We start from the raw sequence: 17906 nt of genomic DNA, 5'->3' as shown, positions 1-17906 counted from the left end.
GGGGGATGGTGGGTGGGGGGTGCCGCCGTCGCCGGGCCGTGACGCCTTCTCCGTACGTGACGGACCGGCGACGGCGGCCGGCCGGGCACCGGTCGAAGGCCTCGGGGGAAGGCCTCCGACCGGGCCGGACAGAGGGCGGCCGGGCACGGGCCGAGGAGGGGGAAGCGACCGTGCCGATGCCGCGCTGGTGCGGAGCGGTTGTCGGTTGTCGGAGAAAGGCAGAGCGGTTACCGAATGAAGGCCGGGAACGCGGCCGATACCGCTCGGCGGATCCGGCGCCACGGATCCGGGGAAACCAGGGAGAGTTGTAGACCTGATCAACCATCAACGTCAAGGCGCGGCAAGGGAGTTGCTGCTTATTGACGGTGGTCGGAGACCGCCTCCCGACCGGGCCCGTCGACGTCCCCGCACATCCAACACCCTTTTTTCACAACTCCCTTGACCCTCCAAAGTAACCGGCGGTAACTTCCTCGCAGGCTACTGCCGCGTAACGAGAAAGCCCTTGCATCCGCCGGGAGTGCGAGGAGGCGTACGCGGCAGCCACTGTCCGCGCCAGGACAACGCGCCACTGAAGCCCAACCCGCATTGATCTATGCCCATGGGAGCAGACATGGCCTCGTCCCCGGACCTCTCGTCCGCCGACAACACCCCCGAGAACCCGGGAAGCGGTTCCCCGTCCGAAACCTCAGCCGCGTCAGGGACCGCCGGCGGCGGCGAACGGCGAGGTCGGGTACGACTGCGCAGGGCCGCCGTCATGGCGGTGCCCGCCACCTTGGTCGCCGCCGGCCTGGCGATCCTCACCGCCGAGGGCGCGCTGGGTGTGCAGTTCGCGATCTCCGGCATGCCGTTCACCGTCACGGCCACGGAACTCAACGGCACCGGGTTCGAGCAGTTCGGCGGTCTCGACAACATGGCGGACGGCAGCCCGAACGCCGGGGACACCGGCGGGCAGGTGCTCGTCGTCACCTCCGCGATCAAGAACGCCACGCTCACCAAGCTGTGCCAGAGCGTCGACCTGGGCGGCACCAACCTGAAGATCACCGCCGGCGGCGGCGACCAGAAGGTGACCGCGAGCGACCTCACCACCGACTCGACCGAGCTGTCGGGCGACGCTGCTTTCGGCAACATCGAGATCGGCAACGACGCCAGCACGCTGAACAAGGCGAACGCGAAGGGCCCGATCGGCGTCTTCAGCCAGCAGGCCGACACCGTGCACATCGGCAACCTTCGGCAGACCAACTACGCGACCACCGCTGGTGTGTTCAGGCTGCCCGGACTCAAGCTGAGCTTCAGCGACAAGGCTTGCTGATCCGATGCCGGAGCGTCCACATCAGGGACTGAGGCCCGCCTTCCGCAGGTGGCGGGCCCGCCGGCCGTTCTGGGGCGGGCTGCTGCTGGCCCTCGGCGGCGGCTGGATCCTGCTCACCGAGAAGGCCTCGCTGAAGGTCGTCATGCACATCGGCATGCAGGGCCTGGCCGGCTATCTGCTGCCGACGCTGATGGTGCTGCTGGGTCTGCTGATCCTCTTCAATCCCTCCCAGCGGCTCTTCTACTCCATCACCGGCATCCTGCTCTCCCTGGGCACCTGGCTCACCTCCAACCTGGGCGGCTTCTTCATCGGCCTCCTCCTCGGCGCCACCGGCAGCTGCCTCGCCTTCGGCTGGCTCCCCGACCAGGCACCCCGGGTGAGCCGCCGTCAACGCCGCAAGGCGGCCCGGGCGGCGGGGCAGGGGCTGGGGGAAGGGGCGGGGGCAGGGGAACCGGCCTGAGTTCGACGCTCTACCGCTCACGGCCGAGTGGGGGCGTCGGCAATGATCAGTGCATGAACGAGATCGTGCTGATGTCGGATCCGAAGATCGCGGCCGTCCCGGTGGTCGACTGCGGTGAACCGCTCGTCGACGTCCGGCTGCGGGACCTCGCCGTCGGTGATCGCAACACCGACGACTCGGGGGCGTTCGCGCATCTGCGAGAAGGGGTGCTGACCCGGCTGCTCAAGGCTCAGGAGCTGCTGCCGGACGGCATACGGCTGCTGTTCGTCGAGGGGTACCGGCCGCCCGCGCTGCAGCGCCACTACTTCGAGGGTTATGCCGACGAACTGCGAGGCGACAACCCGGGTTGGTCGCCGGCGCAGGTGCGGGAGGCCGCGAGCCGGTACGTGTCGCCGCCGGAGATCGCGCCGCACAGCGCCGGCGCCGCGGTCGACCTCACCCTCGTCTCCGCCGACGGGCGGGAACTCGACATGGGGACCCGGATGAACGCCAGCCCCGAGGAGAGCGCGGGCGCCTGCTACACGGACGCCGGCAACGTCGGCGCCGAAGCACGCGCCAACCGGCGGCTGCTCGGGGACGCACTGACCGCAGCGGGCCTGGTGAACTACCCCACCGAGTGGTGGCACTGGTCCTTCGGCGACCGCTACTGGGCCCTGGCCACCGGAGCCGACAGCGCGATCTACGGCCCGCGCGAACTCGGTTGACCGGACCGCCAGGCGTTCTCTCACTACACCGTCACCCGAACAGGTGACCTGGGAACTTCACCGCCGTCGCGGCGAGTTCATCGGTCGGACGGACGGCAGTGGAAGGCCGTGCGGATGAGGCGACGAGTGAAGGAGCTACGGGGTCATGGTGTTCAAACGGCTGCTGGGGGCGATCGGGGTCGGCGACCCCTCCGTGGACACGGTGCTGGACGGCGGGGCGGCCCTGCCCGGTGGCCCGTTGTCGGGGCGTGTGCTGCTGCGCGGCGGCGACACGGCCGTGGAGGTCGAGCACATCGGCCTGGAGCTGATCGCACGCGTAGAGGCGGAGCACGAGGAGGGCGAGAGCGAGGGCGCCGTCGTCTTCGAGCGGTTCACCGTCGGCGGCGGCTTCCGGCTCGGCGAGCATGAGGAGCGCGAGCTGCCCTTCAGCGTGCCGCTGCCCTGGGAGACCCCGGTCACCGAGCTGTACGGCCAGCCGCTCGGCATCGTCCTGGGCGTGCGCACGGAGGTCGCGGTGGCGGGCGCCCGGGACAAGGGCGATCTGGACCCGCTCACCGTCCGCCCCCTGCCCGTGCAGGAGGCGGTCCTGGAGGCCCTCGGTCAGCTGGGCTTCGGCTTCCGCTCCGCCGACCTCGAGTACGGCCGCATCGGCGGTACGGGCCAGCAGCTGCCCTTCTACCAGGAGATCGAGCTGGCCCCGGCCCCGCAGTACGCGCACGCGGTGAGCGAGATCGAGCTGACCTTCCTCGCCTCCCCCACCGGCAGCGAGGTCGTCCTGGAGGCGGACAAACGCGGTGGCCTCTTCTCCTCCGGGCACGACGCGCTGACCCGGTTCGTCGTGCGCCACGAGGACGCGACCGCCCTCGACTGGAACACGGAGGTGGACGGCTGGATCCGGCAGCTGACCGAGCACCGCGAGGCCTACGGCACCCACGCGGCGTACGGCCACGGCGAGTCGCACCCCGTCCACGACTCAGGCCACCACCACTCCGGCCCGGGCCTGGGTACGGCCGTGGCGGCGGGCGCGGCAGGCCTGGCCGTCGGTGTGGTGGGCGGGCTGGTGGCCGCGGAAGTCGTGGACGAGATCGGTGACTTCTTCGAGGACGACGAAGAGGAGGACTGAGGACCACGGGGGACGGGAGGGGGCCCATGAGCGTCACCAGCAACCGGGGTACGGCTCCGTCGCGGCACGGCAGCACGGGCAACGGCCGTGACGGGCACGACGGCCGCGGCGCCCACAACGACCACGGCGGCCACGACAGCCACGACCGCCCCGAAGCCTTCCGGCCCGACCGGCACGGTCCGCGCATTCCCCGCGGTCGCAGGATCCGCAGAGCGCTCACCCTCTGCATGTCGCTGCTGGTGCTGGTCACGGCGGGCGTCGGCTGGCTGTATCTGAAGCTCGACGGCGGCATCCGGACCTTCGACTCCGGCGGTCTCTCCGACAACCGTCCCGGCGCCGGCTCGTCGAAGGGCGAGAACGTGCTGGTCATCGGCTCGGACGCGCGCACCGACGGCAACGCGGCCCTCGGCGGCGGCGACAAGGGCGACATCGGCCGGTCCGACACGACGTTCCTGCTGCACATATACGCCGACCACCAGCACGCCCTCGCGGTCTCCATCCCCCGCGACACCCTGGTGACCGTCCCGCCGTGCAAGCTCCCTGACGGCAGCTGGACCAGAACGCAGACCGACACCATGTTCAACGCGGCCTTCTCCGTCGGGGAGACCGACAAGGGCAACCCGGCCTGCACCCAGAACACGGTGGAGAAGCTCACCGAGCTGCGGGTGAACCACACGGTCGTCGTGGACTTCAAGGGTTTCGCCGCGCTGACCGAGGTCGTGGGCGGTGTCCGGGTGTGCCTGCCGAACGACGTCCACGAGAACGACCTCAACCCCCACCGCACCACCCGCGGCGGCCTGCTGCTCAGGAAGGGTGTGCAGACCGTCTCGGGGCAGCGGGCACTGGACTACGTCCGCATCCGGCACGGCATCGGAGACGGCTCGGACATCGGCCGGATCAAGCGCCAGCAGGCCTTCGTGTCCAGTCTGTTGAAATCGGTCAAGAGCGAGGGGCTCACGCCGACGAAGCTGCTTCCGCTGGCCGACGCGGCGACCAGGTCGCTCACCGTCGACACCGGGCTGGGCACCGCCGACAAGCTCATAGCCTTCGCGATGTCGCTGAAGGACATCGACCTGCACAACACCGAGTTCGTGACCGTCCCCTGGCGGTACTCCGGATCACGGGTGGCCGTCGTCGAGCCGGACGCCGGCGAGCTGTGGGCCGCGCTGAAGGCGGACCGCACGATCGACGGCACGGACGCGGGTGGCAGGAAGGGCAGCGGCGACGGGGCGTCCACGTCCCCCTCGCCCTCGCTCTCCCCCACCGCCTCACCCGTCTCCGGCGCGGGCATCGACGTGGCCGTCTACAACGGCACCACCGTCAGCGGGCTCGCCGCCCAGGGCGCCGCCGAACTCCGCGCGGACGGCTTCACCGTCACCGGTACCGCGACCGCCGCCTCCCAGGACCACGCCACGACGGTCGTCCAGTACGGTCCGGGCCTTGCGGCGCGGGCGCGGACCGTGGCCGAGGTGTTCCCGGGCGCCGAGCTGGAGCAGATCGGCGCGACCCGCATCAACGTCGTCCTCGGACGGTCGTACGCCGGCACCGGCTCCGCCGCACCGCCGACGGCGACCGCGGTGCCGACCGCGGTGGCCGACGGGGCACGGTCCGCGGACGAGGACCCCTGCGCGAACCTGACCTACGGCTGACATCGCCCCGAATTCAGTCCAGGTTGCCGGAACTTATCGGCCGCCTCACGAGTTTCTACGTTGCTGTAGAAGTTGCTGTAGACATGGGTGTCGAGGCATTCGACTGTGGATACGAGGAGTTCGCATGGCCCTGTGGGACCGCATCAAGGAGTCGGCGTCGCAGATGCAGACCCAGTTGGTTTCGAAGAAGAACGACCTGAAGAGCGGCGCCTTCCGCGACGCGAGCATGGCGATGTGTGCGCTCGTGGCCGCCGCCGACGGCACCATCGACCCGTCGGAGCGGCAGCGGGTGGCCCAGCTCATCTCGACGAACGAGGTGTTGCAGAACTTCCCGGCCGACGACCTGAGGCGCCGCTTCGAGGAGAACCTGAACAAGCTGACCACCGACTTCGACTTCGGCAAGGTGAGCGTGCTCCAGGAGATCGCCAAGGCGAAGAAGAAGCCCGCCGAGGCGCGCGCCGTGGTGCAGATCGGCATCGTCATCGGCGGCGCGGACGGGGACTTCGACAAGACCGAGCAGGCGGTGGTGCGTGAGGCGTGCTACACGCTCGACCTGCCGCCGCACGAGTTCGACCTCTGATCCGTCGCCATCCGCGAGGACGGGGGCATGCTCGACGACCTCGACCGTGCCCTCATCCACGCCCTGCACGGCCGAGCGCCGTTCAGCAGGACCGCCGGGGTGCCTGGCGACGGTGTAGGGACGGTCGTTCCGGTCATGGGATAGTGCTGCGACAGCCGGGCCTGGTCCTGAGTGTCGCGAAGCTGCGGAGGGTGACTTTGCGTTCCTTGGCCTTTGTCATTGGTACGGGGCGTAGCGGCTCGACCGCGCTGTCCCGCATCCTCAACACCCACCCGGACGTACTGAGCCTCAACGAGTTCATGGCCTCCGTGGGCGACGCCGCATTCCCCGAAGGGAAGCTGACCGGTGAAGAGTTCTGGCAGTTGCTCTTCCGGCCCGCTCCGCACTTCGAGCGGATGATCCGCAGCGGGCTGCCGCTGCCGGAGTTCCTCTACACACGCCGCCCCGGAAGGTATGCGGCGGAGACCACCGGAATTCCCGCGCTCTCCCTGATGGTGTTGCCCCACCTCACCGACGACCCGGACGGGCTCCTCGACGAGCTGCGCGCAGCACTGGTCCGGTGGCCCGAGCGCACCGCCGCCGAGCACCACCGAGCGCTGTTCGGGCTGCTCTGCGAGCGGTTCGGTCGGACCGCCGTCGTGGAGCGCTCCGGTTACTCGACAGGCTGGGCACCAGGACTACGGGCCGCGTTCCCGGACGCGAGGTTCGTGCACATGTTCAGAGACGGACCGGACTGCGCCCTGTCCATGAGCCGTCACCCCGGATACCGCACCATCTCCCTGCTGCGCGAGATCAAGGCACGAGCCGACGTCGACAGTCTGGCCGACCTGACCGACGAGCATGTGCGCTCGCTGCCCGCGGACCTGTCACCACTGCTCGACGAGCGCTTCGATCCCGCCCTCGTACGCGACCGGGACGTCCCCCTGCGGGCGTTCGGCGCCCTCTGGTCCGAACTCGTCACCGAGGGAACGGAGTTCCTCGGTCGACTGCCTGCCTGGCAGCGCACCACACTCGCGTACGAGGACCTGCTCGACGATCCCGCCGAAGAGCTGACCCGCCTGGCCGAGTTCATCGGTGTCGATCCCCTCCCGCAGTGGCTGCTCGCCGCATCCGCGCTGCTGGACCACAGCCGGCGCGGCTCCGCCCTGAGGCTGCCGGCCGCCGAACTCGCTGAACTGAGGGAAAGCTGCGCCCCGGGCACCCACGTCCTGGAGAGTCGACCGCTCCGGTGACCATCTCCCGGACCCGTACTCCCTCTTACACCGCCGAGGACCGCCACGCCCACGGTGGCACCCAGTTGCTGGACCACTTTGAGGAGCCCGGCCGCCGAGCCGATCTCCTGGGGCCCGTTCCGTCCAGCACGACGCGGGTGCCCCCGGAGGCCGGGGGCACCCGCGTCGTCGGGTCGTCCGTGCCGCGGTGCGTCAGTCGAGACCGGCGGACTTCAGCCAGGCCTTGGCGACGTCCAGCGGGTCCTTGCCCTGCAACTGCACCTGGGCGACCAGGTCCAGCAGGGTCGCCGTGTCCAGCTTGGCGGAGACGGCGTTGAGCGCGTCGGCGCCCTTCTGGGGCAGGGCGCTCTTGTAGACGAGCGGCTGGACGTTCTCGTAGCCGAAGAGGTTCTTCGGGTCCTGCAGGACGACGTGCTTCTCCTTGGAGATGGTCGCGTCCGTGGTGAAGATGTCCGCGGCCTGCACGGTGTTCTTCTTCAGGGCCGCCTTGGTGAGCGGGCCGCCCGCGTCCAGCGCCTTGAAGGACTTGAACTCCAGGCCGTACACGTCCTTGAGGCCGACCAGGCCCTGCTGCCGGGTCTGGAACTCCGGCGAGGCGCCGATGACCAGGTCCTTCGCGATGCCCTTGAGGTCGGCGATGGACGACTTGTCGGTGAGGTTGTACTTCTTCGCGGTGGCCGCGTTGAGCGTCACCGAGTCCTTGTCCTGCGCCGGCGAGGGCTGCAGCAGGGTCAGCTTGGAGTCCAGCTTGGCCTCGATGGCCGACGTGGTCGCCGCGACCGTCTTGGGCGTGGCCTTCGGGTCGAGGTAGGCCAGCAGCGCGCCGTTGTACTCGGGCAGGACCGATATGGACCCGTTCTTGAGCAGACCGTACGTGGTCTCGCGGCTGCCGATGTTCGGCTTGTAACTGACCTTGATGCCCTTGGCCTTGAGGGCCTCGCCGTAGATGTCACCGAGCAGGACGCTCTCGGCGAAGTTGTTGGAGCCGACGACCACGCCGTCGCCGCTCGCCTTGCTGTCCGAAAGGGGGTCGTCGCCCTTGCTGTCGGAGGAGTTACAGCCCGCCAGCAGGGCCGTCGCCGCCGCGAGGGCGACAGCCGCCGCGCCTCGGTTCCTCCGGATGGGCCTGCTGATGCGCTTGGTGGAAGTCACACCACTGATCCAATCCAGCCGGTTCTCGGTCAGTCAAGTACCTCTGGGTCACCGATTGGCTTCGATACGCGGTCAGTTGTGTGCAGAGGTTGTGCGCAGAGAGCGCTCACCTTGTAACTCATTCTTGATAAAAGGCGAGGTGATTGATCCTTCAAGGGGCCTGTAGTCTCACGGGAGTCGAAATCGGTCACAGCGGTGCACGGGGCCCGCTTCCGCCGTAAGGCACCCCCCATGAAGGAGGCTCGGTGTCCACGAACCAGGTGGACGCGCCCGCGCGGCATGCCCCGGTACACAGCGGTGTACGAGGCTTCGCCGACCGCTGGCCCTTCCGGCGCAAGCTCAACCTGCTCGTCGCCATCCCGCTCGCCGTCATCGCCGCCCTGCTGTCGTACTTCGTCACCGACCTGGTCGAGCAGTCGGACAACGCCGAGTCGGCGGCCCGGACGGTGCGGGACAGCGCCCAGGTGGCCCGGCTCGTGGACCGCGTCGAGGCCGAGCACCAGCAGGCGATCCTGCTGTCCGCGCGCTACGAGACCGGCTGGTCCAAGCCCTCGCTCGCCGACTACCGCGCGGCACAGGAAGCGGTGGAGACCCAGGTCGACAAGGTGCGCGCCACCTACGGCGACCGGCTGCCGGATGCCGAGGAACAGGCGCTCAGGGACATCGACGGCCTGTCCAGCCTGCGCCAGAGCGTCGAGCGGGGCTATCTGCCGGCCGATAACATCGACCCCGCCTACGTCGACCCGACGGGCCGGCTGATCGACGGCCTCGGACTCGACCGCGACCCCGCTCTCGCGTCGACCTTCACCGGCAGCCTGCTGGACTCCCTGCTGCGCGCGGACGCCGCCCACGGCGCCTTCGAGACCAGCGTGTTCTCCGCCACGACCGGGGACACCAACGCGCTGATCGAGTTCACCAGCGCGGTCGGTTCGTACGACCTCTACACCCACCAGGCCGACCGCTTCACCCGGTTCGCCACCGAGCGCCAGGCGCGGCAGCTGGCCGGCATCGACCACACCCCCGCGCAGCAGAACATCGCGGAGTCGTACGCCGAGCTGCAGATCGACCCCACGCAACTGGAGGCCGGGTCGAAGGCCGAGATCCACAAGGCGGTCCAGGACGCGCTGGCCGACTACCCCGACTACCCCGAACAGGCCGCCGCCCGGCTGAAGATCACCACCTCGCTGATCGGCCAGATCGCCGACCGCGCCGACCGCGAGTCCTCCTCCGCCCAGTGGCGCGCGGGACTGCTGCTGTACGGCTCGCTGGTGGGGTTCGCGCTGTGGATCGCCTTCTCGGTGCTGGTACGCCGCTCGGTGGTGCGGCCCGTACAGGCGCTCACCGGGGCCGCGCAGGAGGTCGCCGAGGTGGCCAGGCGCGAGCTGGACCGGGTGGCCGACGACGACGCCGAGGACGACGGCCCGCCCCGGCTGCGGGACATGCCGGTCACCGCGCGCGACGAGATCGGCGACCTGGCCGAGGCCTTCAACCGGGTGCAGACCACCGCCGCGGCCCTGCTGGCACGCCAGGTGCTCAGCCGCCGCAACACCGCCGAGATGTTCGGCAACGTCGGCCGCCGGGTCAGCAACCTGACCACCCGCCAGCTCGCGCTGATCGACGCCGTGGAGCGCGGCGAGACCGACCCGGAGCTGCTGGAGCGCCTCTACTCCATCGACCACATCGCCGTACGACTGCGCCGCAACGCCGACAGCCTGATGCTGCTGGCGGGCATCCGCGAGACCGCGCTGGACGGCGGGCCCCTGGCGCTCTCCAACGTGGTGCGGGCCGCGCTCGGGCAGATCGAGGGCTATCAGCGGGTACGGCTGTACGCCGCCTCGGACGCCAATGTCGCGCCCGACATCATCGGTGACCTGACCCTGATGATGGCCGAACTCGTGGAGAACGCGGTGTCGTTCTCCCCCGAGGGCAGCCCCGTGGAGGTGACCGTCCGCTCCGGCGCCGAGGGCGCCCACGTCGTCGTCACCGACCACGGCCTCGGCATGAGCGCCGAACGGATCGCCGAGGAGAACGCCCGCCTGATCCGCCGCGAACGCCTGGACCTGATGCCGACGAAGGTGCTGGGCCTGTTCGTGGTGGGCGCGCTGGCCCGCCGCTGGGAGATCGGGGTCGAGCTGACCCGTACACCCGGCGGCGGTGTGACGGCGGAGGTGACGCTGCCGGCCTCGCTGCTGCTGACGATGAGCCCGGTGGCGGAGCCGGTCGCCGTGGCACCGACGGCCACGGACGTCCCCTCCGGACCGGTGCCGTCCGGCTCCGCCGGGGAGACGAGCCAACCCCCGGGAGAGAAGACCCAATCCACCGGGGAGAAGACCCGACCTGCCGGGGAGAAGACCCAACCCGCCGGCCCCCTGCCACGCCGGCTGCCGAGCCGCGAGGCCACCGCTCCCGAGGCGCAGCCGCAGCCCATCTCCTCCGGCACCCCCGAGGACCAGCCGCAGCCCATCTCCTCCGCCACCCCCGAGGACCAGCCGCAGTTCGTCTCCTCCGGCACCGCCCGCCCCCTGCGCCGCCGCGTCCGCGGGGCCACGCTCCGCACGACCGCCGCCGCCTCCCCGGCCGTACCGCAGCCGGCGCGCCCCCGCGACGCCGAGGCGGAGCGCAGCGCGCTGGAGGAGTTCGAGGCGGCGGTGGAACGCGCCCACCGGGACAGCGACACCGGAAGCCACGCACGGCCCCACCCCGAGCCGACCTCCTCCCCTCCCCCCACGCCGACCCCGCCGCACGACCCGAACCACCTTCCGGAAGGAGCCGAGCAGTGAGCACGTCGACAGGTGACACCCCGACGGGCGGCACCGCGCCGACCGACCTGCAGGCAGCCGCAGCCGACTTCACCTGGCTGCTGAACCGTTTCGCGACCGAGACAGCGGGCGTCGTCGACGCGATCGCGGTCTCTTCCGACGGCCTGCTGATCGCCGTGTCGGAGCTGCGCGAGCGCGCCCACTCCGAACGGCTCGCCGCGATCGTCTCGGGCATCACCAGCCTGGCCGCCGGGGCCTCCGGCAACTACGGCCTGGGCGGCCTGAACAAGGTCATCATCGATCTGGAGGGCGGCCATGTCATCGTCTCCGCGATCGGCAGCGGCGCCGTCCTCGGCGTGGTCGCCGACAAGGACGCCAAGCTCGGCAACATCGCCTACGAGATGACGGTGTTCGCCAACCGCGCCGGTGCGGCGCTCAGCCCGCAGCTGGTGCTGGAGCTGAAGAACAGCGTCGGCGCCACGCGCTGAGGCGCGCCCGGACAGGAGGAGTGAACAGCCATGGCGGACGGCACCCCGCCCCCGGGCCCGGACCCGGTCGGCCCCGCCCCCGCCGTACGGCCGTTCCTGGTCACCGCCGGCCGGGTGGCGGATGCCGCCTCCGGCCGGTCGATGCCCGTGGAGACCCAGGTGGTGACCACCGCCGCGGGTCTCGACGCGCTCGGCCGGCTCTCCTTCGAGCGGTACGACATCGTCGCCGCCTGCCGGCTGCCGCAGTCGATCGCGGAACTCGCGGCCCGGCTGCGGCTGCACCTCAACGTGGTCCGCGTCCTGGCCGAAGACCTGCGCGAGGCGGGGCAGCTGACGGTGCACGTGCCCGACGCCGAGGCCACCCACGACGCCTCCGTCCTGCGCAGGCTCATCGATGGCCTCAGGGCCATCCCCGACTCCCGAGGGGAACCGAGTGACACCGACTGAACCGCTCACCCGGGGCACGGCCGCAGCCGCCGTGCGGCCGCCGCTGCCGGTGAAGATGGTGATCGCGGGCGGCTTCGGCGTGGGCAAGACCACCACCGTCGGCTCGATCTCGGAGATCGAGCCGCTGACCACCGAGGCGTCGATCACCGAGGTCGCGGCGGGCGTGGACGACCTCACGCACACCCCCCGCAAGACCACCACCACGGTGGCGATGGACTTCGGCTGCATCACCATCGACCCGACGCTGAAGCTGTACCTGTTCGGCACGCCCGGGCAGGAGCGGTTCGGGTTCATGTGGGACGACATCGTGGAGGGCGCGGTCGGCGGTCTGGTCATCGTCGACACCCGCCGCCTGGACGACTGCTACGCGGCCGTCGACTACTTCGAGCACAAGGAGATCCCGTTCGCGGTGGCGGTCAACGCCTTCGACGGGCAGGTGGAGCACTCCCTGGACGAGGTCCGCTGGGCCCTCGACGTCTCCGACGGCGTCCCGGTCGTGGTGTTCGACGCCCGGGAGCGCGGGTCGGTGCGGGACGCGCTGCTCGTCGTACTCGAACTCGCGCTGGCCCGCACCGAGAACTGAACCTCAGCTGCTCCGGCGCACGCCCGGCGAGACCACGATCCGGGACACCGCCCAGAACACCAGGAGGGTCGCGAGCGCCATCCCGGCGACCAGGGTGGCGCCGCCGACGACCTTCTCGTAGTTCTTCTGGTAGAGGCCGTCGATGATGTAGCGGCCGAGGCCGCCGAGGCTGACGTACGCGGCGATGGTGGCAGTCGAGACGATCTGGATGGCGGCCGAGCGCAGTCCGCTGAGGATCAGCGGGAGCGCGACCGGGAGTTCCACCTGGAAGAGGACCCGTGACTCCGGCATGCCCATGCCCCGGGCGGCGTCCACCGGGGAGGGGTCGACGGACCGGACCGCTTCGTAGGTCGTGACCAGGATCGGCGGGATGGCGAGCACGACCAGCGGGATCATCACGAGCCCCGTGCTGAAGCTCAGCCAGGTGACCAACAGCACCAGCAGGCCGAAGGTGGGCAGCGCCCGGGCCGCGGTGGCGATCAGCGCGAGCACGTTGCCGCCGCGCCCGTAATGCCCGGTGACCAGGCCGACCGGCAGCCCGATCGCGGCGGCGAAGGCGAGCGCCTCCAGGGAGTACTGGAGGTGCTCGACCACGCGGTACGGGATGCCGTCGTAGCCGTGCCAGTGGGCGCTGTCGCTGAAGAAGGCGTTGACGAAGTGCAGGACGTTCACCGGGCCGCGCGCTCCTTCGGCATCCAGGGGGTCAGCAGGACACGCACGCCGACCAGCACCGCGTCGACCAGGACGGCCAGTACGGCCGTCGTCACCACGGAGTTCACGGCGAGCAGGGGCCGGTTGTAGATCTGGGCGTCGTGCAGCAGGTTGCCGAGGGCGCCCTGGTTGCCGATCAGCATGCCGACGCTGACCAGGGAGATGCTCGACACGGTCGCCACCCGCAGGCCCGCGATGATCGCCGGTACGGCGATGGGCAACTGGACCTGGAGATAACGCCGTACGGGTCCCAGCCCCATGGCCGTGGCAGCGGCGAGGGTCTCCGGCGGCACCGAGCGGACGCCGTCCACGATCGCGGGGACCAGCACCACCAGGCTGTAGACGGCGAGCGGGATCATCACCGTGGTCTCGGTCTGGCCGGTGTAGTCGATGAGGACGACGAAGAAGGCCAGGGACGGGATGGCGTACAGCACGGTGGTCACACCGAACACGGGCGGGTAGAGCCAGCGGAACCGTACGCACAGCTGGGCCACGGGCAGCGAGACGAGCAGCCCGGCCAGCACCGGCAGCAGGGCCTCCCGCAGGTGCAGGCCGATCAGGCCGAAGTAGCTGTTCTGGAGGTCGCTCGGGATGTCGAAGAAGCCGCTCATCGGGCGGCCTTCGCATCCGGCCGGCCCGCGGTGTGGGCGGCGCGGACCGCCTCGCCGATCACCTGCTGGGAGACGACGCCGACGGCGCGCCCCTCGCCGTCCACGGCCACGGCCCAGCCGGTCGGCGAGAGCACGGCACCGTCGAGCGCGGTGCGCAGCGAGTCCGTGCCGGGCACGAACGGCCGCCCGTACGGCAGCAGTCGGTCCCGGTCGATCTCCCCGGCGGTGAGGTCGTCCGGCGCGCCCCAGCCGAGCGGCCTGCCGTCGACGTCCGTCACCAGGAGGTAGGGGGCCGCGCCGCGGGAGGCGAGCTTCTCCGCGCCCGCGTCGATCGCGACCACGGGAGCCGTCTGCAACTCCAGTTCGGCGGACGGGAAGAAGGAGAGCCGCCGGATGCCCCGGTCGGCGCCGAGGAAGTCCTCCACGAACGGGTCGGCGGGCGCGCTGAGCAGCTCGGCCGGCGGGGCGAACTGGGCGAGCCTGCCGCCGGTGCGCAGCACGGCGACCATCGTGCCCAGCTTGATGGCCTCGTCGATGTCGTGGGTGACGAAGACGATGGTCTTGCCCAGCTCGTCCTGGATGCGCAGGAGTTCATCCTGGAGGCCCTTGCGCACGATCGGGTCGACGGCGGAGAACGGCTCGTCCATCAGCAGCACCGGCGGGTCGGCGGCGAGCGCCCGGGCCACGCCGACGCGCTGCTGCTGGCCGCCGGAGAGCTGGTACGGGTACCGCTTGGCGAGCGCGGTGTCGAGCCCGACCCGCTCCATCAGTTCCGCCGCCCGCTCCCGCGCCTTCTGCTTGCTCCAGCCGAGCAGGCGAGGCACGGTCGCGATGTTGTCGAGGATGGTGCGGTGCTGGAAGAGACCGGCGTTCTGGATGACGTAACCCATCGACCGGCGCAGGGTGTTGACCGGCTGCTGCCGGATGTCCTGGCCGTCGAGGAGGATGCTGCCCTCGCTGGGCTCCACCATCCGGTTGATCATCCGCAGGGTCGTCGTCTTGCCGCAGCCGGAGGGGCCGACGAGGACGGTGATCGCGCGGTCGGGTATCTCCAACGAGAGCCGGTCGACGGCCACCGTGCCGTCCGGGTACCGCTTGGTGACTGCATCTATCCGTATCAAAACGCCGCGTACCCTTCGGTTTTGGCCAAGCCTGGGCCGTTGCGGGGAGAGTCTAGACGGCGAATGTTGCGGCACCTTGACCGGAGAGCGCCTGGCAGCCCGGCGTGACCGGACTGTGCCTGACCTGTGAGTTGCCTGAATCTCATGCGGCGCTCAGCAAAGGCTCAGAGATCCCCCAGACGCGGCCCCGATCGTCACGGCCAGGACCCCTCCTCCTGTTGGGAGCACGCGCCATGACGATCCTCGCCCCGCCGCACCGCAAGCAGTCCCCGCCGCCCGGCAGGGAAGGCGTGCGCCGCGCCGCCCCGCCGGACCCGCGCTGGGCCCGGCCCGCGCTGTGGGCGGTCCTGGTGCTGGCCGCGGCCCTGTACACCTGGAACCTGACCTCGCTCAGCGGCAACTCCTTCTACGACGCGGCCGTCTACAGCGGCACGAAGAGCTGGAAGGCCTTCTTCTTCGGCGCGCTCGACGCGGGCAGCTTCATCACCGTCGACAAGCCGCCGTTCGCCCTGTGGGTGATGGGCCTGTCGGCGCGCCTCTTCGGCTACGGCACCTGGCAGCTCGTGCTGCCGATGGCCGCGGCGGGCGTCGGCTCGGTGGCGCTGCTGCACCGCATGGTCAAGCGGGACTTCGGCCCGGTCGCGGCCACCGTCGCCGCCCTCGCGCTCGCCCTGACGCCGATCACGGTGGCCATCAACCGGGACACCAACCCCGACCCGATCCTGGTCCTGCTGATGCTGCTGGGCGCGGCCGCCCTGCTGAAGGCCGTGCGCACCGGCAGGCTCCTGCCGCTCGTGTGGTCGGCGGTGGCGATCGGCTTCGCCTTCAACACGAAGATGATGCAGGCGTACGTCGTCCTCCCCGTGTTCTTCGGCGTGTACCTGTGGGCCGCGCAGACCTCGCTCGGCCGCCGGATCCGCAATCTCGCCGTCGGCACGCTCGCGCTCGTCGTCTCCAGCGCCTGGTGGATGGTGGTCGTCGACCTGATCCCGGCCGCCGAGCGGCCCTACATCGGCGGCTCGACGGACAACACGGTGTGGGACCTGGTCATCGGCTACAACGGATTCGGCCGGATCTTCGGGGCGAGTTCGTCGGTGGGCGCGCAGGGCAACGGGGCGAGCTTCGGCGGCAGCGCGGGCCTGTACCGGATGTTCAACGACATCATGGGCGGCCAGATCTCCTGGCTGATCCCCTTCGCCGCCGTGGCACTCGTGGCCGGCCTGGTGCTGCGCGGCCGGGCCCCGCGCACGGACGCACAGCGGGCCGGACTCCTGCTGTGGGGCGGCTGGTTCGTCCTGCACTACCTGACGTTCTCCCTCGCCGAGGGCACCTTCCACCCCTACTACGTCACCGCCATGGCCCCGGGCATAGCGGCGCTGGCCGGTGCGGGCGGGGTCATGCTGTACCGGGCCTTCCGGGAAGGATCCGTCCGGTGGTCCTGGGTGCTTCCGGCGGCCGTCGCGGGGAGCGCGGTGTGGGCCGTGGTCCTGCTGGAGCGGGTCTCGGGGACCCTCTACTCCGTGGCGGAGGCCGTGATCGCGGTGGCGGGGGCCCTCGCGGTGACCGGGCTGCTGGTCGGACGGTTCCTGAAGCGGCGCCGGCTGATGGGCGTCGCGGCGCTGGCGGCCGTGGTCGCGCTGCTCGCCGGTCCCACCGCGTACGCGGTCTCGGCGGTCGGCTCCAGCCCCAACGGCACCAATCCGACGGCCGGTCCCGGCACCGGGGGCATGGGCGGAGGTCCGGGCGGTGGCGGCGGGCAGCGGCCGAGCGCGAGCGGGATGAAGGGCGCGCCCGCGACGAGCAGCGCGCCGACCGCATCGCCTCGGAGCGCGGGTACCCGGCCCACCGGCGGCGGCATGGGCGGCGACACCCAGGTCAGCTCCGAGATGATCACGTACCTCAAGAAGCACCAGGACGGCGCCACTTGGCTGCTCGCCGTGGCCACCGACCAGACCGCCGCCTCGGTCATCCTGGAGTCGGGCGAACCCGTCATCTCCATGGGCGGCTGGTCCGGCAGCGACGACGCCATGACCCTCGCCAAGCTCAAGACCCTGGTGAAGGAGGGCAAGCTGCACTACATCGTCGTCGGCGACAGCGGCCAGGGCTCCAACGCGGAGATCACCGCCTGGGTGAAGAAGCACGGCACGGCGGTGAAGTCCTCGGCCTACGGCTCGACTTCGGCGTCTGCTTCGACATCTACATCTACGCCCACGAGCAGCGGCCTGTACCGCCTGGACCCCTCGGACGTCAGCTGACCCCGGCCATCGGCACCCCGGCCGTCCGCACCACCCGCCGCCCGGCGTCGACCGCGAACACCTCGCAGCCGGCCCGGGCGGCGGCCCAGGCCACGCCCTCCTCGCCCAGCGCGAAGGCGGCCGTGGCGGTGGCGTCCGCCTCGGTCAGGGTCGGGGCCAGCACGGTCAGGCTGAGCAGCCCGGTCGCCGGGCGGCCGGTGCGTCCGTCGAGGATGTGGTCGCCGCGCTCGTACCGCCCGGAGGTCGCCACCGCCCCGTCGGTCACCTCCAGCACCGCGCAGACCCGGCCGGCGTCCTCGGGGTGCCGTATCCCCACGCGCCACGGCCCGCCGGAGACCACCACGTCGCCTCCGGCGTTGAGGCAGAACCGCCGTGCCCCGGCGGCCGTCAGCAGCTCCGCCGCCCGCTGCACCGACCAGCCCTTGACCACCGCGCAGGGGTCGAGGCCCCGGCCGGGCAGCCGGGCGTCGAAGGCGCCGCCGGTCGCGGTCCGGTACTCCTCGCACAGGCCCAGGACCTGGGCGAGGTCCGCGCTCACCGCCCCGGCGGCCGGCTCGCCCCGGTCCAGCCGGCACACCTCGCTGTCCGCACGGAAGGGGCTGAACCGGCGGTCCACCGCACGCAGCCAGGCGAACGCCTCGTCGGCCACGGCGTCCCAGGCGCCCTCGTCGTCGATCCGCAGCGACACCGGGAAGCCCATCACGTGCTCGACCCTCCGCAGC

The 17906-nt window shown here is 70.9% G+C and carries 17 protein-coding genes; 12 read left to right on the top strand and 5 right to left on the bottom strand.

Annotation, left to right across the window (positions count from 1 at the left end; genetic code table 11):
* Positions 1-610: 610 nt before the first annotated feature.
* The 7 genes from BEK98_RS43650 (at position 611) to BEK98_RS43620 (ending at position 7057) form a co-directional block, all read left to right on the top strand.
* Positions 611-1309 carry a DUF6230 family protein gene (locus BEK98_RS43650; protein WP_094222392.1) on the top strand — a complete coding sequence of 233 codons (699 nt, stop codon included), beginning with the start codon at positions 611-613 and terminating at the stop codon, positions 1307-1309.
* Positions 1310-1313: 4 nt separating this feature from the next.
* A complete protein-coding gene (locus tag BEK98_RS43645) occupies positions 1314-1769 on the top strand; it encodes a DUF6114 domain-containing protein (protein ID WP_094222391.1) in 456 nt (151 codons plus the stop codon).
* A gap of 53 nt (positions 1770-1822) precedes the next feature.
* Positions 1823-2473, top strand: a complete 651-nt coding sequence (locus BEK98_RS43640) for a M15 family metallopeptidase (RefSeq protein ID WP_094222390.1) — start codon at positions 1823-1825, stop codon at positions 2471-2473.
* Positions 2474-2618: 145 nt separating this feature from the next.
* Positions 2619-3596 carry a sporulation protein gene (locus BEK98_RS43635; protein WP_094222389.1) on the top strand — a complete coding sequence of 326 codons (978 nt, stop codon included), beginning with the start codon at positions 2619-2621 and terminating at the stop codon, positions 3594-3596.
* 26 nt (positions 3597-3622) lie between these two features.
* On the top strand, positions 3623-5245 hold the full coding sequence (locus tag BEK98_RS43630; RefSeq protein WP_094222388.1) for an LCP family protein: 1623 nt from the start codon (positions 3623-3625) through the stop codon (positions 5243-5245).
* 124 nt (positions 5246-5369) lie between these two features.
* Complete coding sequence (locus tag BEK98_RS43625) at positions 5370-5825, top strand: tellurite resistance TerB family protein (protein ID WP_094222387.1); 456 nt, start codon at positions 5370-5372, stop codon at positions 5823-5825.
* Between the two features lie 206 nt (positions 5826-6031).
* Complete coding sequence (locus BEK98_RS43620; RefSeq protein WP_244202232.1) at positions 6032-7057, top strand: sulfotransferase family protein; 1026 nt, start codon at positions 6032-6034, stop codon at positions 7055-7057.
* A 192-nt stretch (positions 7058-7249) separates the two neighbouring features.
* Here the strand turns inward: BEK98_RS43620 and BEK98_RS43615 are convergent, their stop codons facing one another.
* Complete coding sequence (locus BEK98_RS43615; RefSeq protein WP_094222386.1) at positions 7250-8209, bottom strand: ABC transporter substrate-binding protein; 960 nt, start codon at positions 8207-8209, stop codon at positions 7250-7252.
* A 245-nt stretch (positions 8210-8454) separates the two neighbouring features.
* Between BEK98_RS43615 and BEK98_RS43610 the strand changes: the two genes are divergently transcribed.
* The 4 genes from BEK98_RS43610 to BEK98_RS43595 are packed head-to-tail and all read left to right on the top strand — an operon-like array spanning position 8455 to position 12486.
* Positions 8455-10989: a sensor histidine kinase gene (locus BEK98_RS43610; protein ID WP_094222385.1), complete on the top strand. Its 2535-nt coding sequence runs from the start codon at positions 8455-8457 to the stop codon at positions 10987-10989.
* Complete coding sequence (locus BEK98_RS43605) at positions 10986-11456, top strand: roadblock/LC7 domain-containing protein (RefSeq protein WP_094222384.1); 471 nt, start codon at positions 10986-10988, stop codon at positions 11454-11456. The genes BEK98_RS43610 and BEK98_RS43605 overlap by 4 nt, the downstream gene beginning before the upstream one ends.
* 30 nt (positions 11457-11486) lie before the next feature.
* Entirely contained in the window at positions 11487-11903 is a 417-nt protein-coding gene (locus BEK98_RS43600; protein WP_094222383.1) for a DUF742 domain-containing protein, read from the top strand.
* Positions 11890-12486, top strand: coding sequence for a GTP-binding protein (locus BEK98_RS43595; protein ID WP_094222382.1), 597 nt, complete (start codon positions 11890-11892; stop codon positions 12484-12486). The genes BEK98_RS43600 and BEK98_RS43595 overlap by 14 nt, the downstream gene beginning before the upstream one ends.
* Before the next feature lie 3 nt (positions 12487-12489).
* Here BEK98_RS43595 and BEK98_RS43590 read toward each other — a convergent pair whose 3' ends face one another.
* Genes BEK98_RS43590 through BEK98_RS43580 form a run of 3 tightly spaced genes read right to left on the bottom strand, consistent with a single transcriptional unit; the run spans position 12490 to position 14929 of the window.
* Entirely contained in the window at positions 12490-13158 is a 669-nt protein-coding gene (locus BEK98_RS43590; RefSeq protein ID WP_094222381.1) for an ABC transporter permease, read from the bottom strand.
* Entirely contained in the window at positions 13155-13808 is a 654-nt protein-coding gene (locus BEK98_RS43585) for an ABC transporter permease (RefSeq protein ID WP_094222380.1), read from the bottom strand. Before BEK98_RS43585 ends, BEK98_RS43590 begins: the two co-directional genes overlap by 4 nt.
* The gene (locus BEK98_RS43580; protein ID WP_167444412.1) at positions 13805-14929 is read right to left on the bottom strand and encodes an ABC transporter ATP-binding protein; all 1125 of its coding nucleotides are present in this window, start codon (positions 14927-14929) and stop codon (positions 13805-13807) included. Before BEK98_RS43580 ends, BEK98_RS43585 begins: the two co-directional genes overlap by 4 nt.
* A 233-nt stretch (positions 14930-15162) precedes the next feature.
* On the opposite strand from BEK98_RS43580, the gene BEK98_RS43575 reads away from it, so the two are divergent.
* Positions 15163-17184 (top strand): ArnT family glycosyltransferase, encoded by a 2022-nt coding sequence (locus BEK98_RS43575; protein ID WP_094222379.1) that lies wholly within the window; start codon positions 15163-15165, stop codon positions 17182-17184.
* Here the strand turns inward: BEK98_RS43575 and BEK98_RS43570 are convergent.
* The gene (locus BEK98_RS43570; protein ID WP_094222395.1) at positions 17177-17905 is read right to left on the bottom strand and encodes an FAD:protein FMN transferase; all 729 of its coding nucleotides are present in this window, start codon (positions 17903-17905) and stop codon (positions 17177-17179) included. The two genes, BEK98_RS43575 and BEK98_RS43570, sit on opposite strands and share 8 nt — an antisense overlap.
* Between the last annotated feature and the right edge of the window lies 1 nt (position 17906).

The organism is Streptomyces diastatochromogenes, from assembly GCF_002242805.1.
Classification (GTDB): domain Bacteria; phylum Actinomycetota; class Actinomycetes; order Streptomycetales; family Streptomycetaceae; genus Streptomyces; species Streptomyces diastatochromogenes.
The sequence above is the reverse complement of the archived record's forward strand: the minus strand, read 5'-3'. Positions and strand labels throughout refer to the sequence as shown.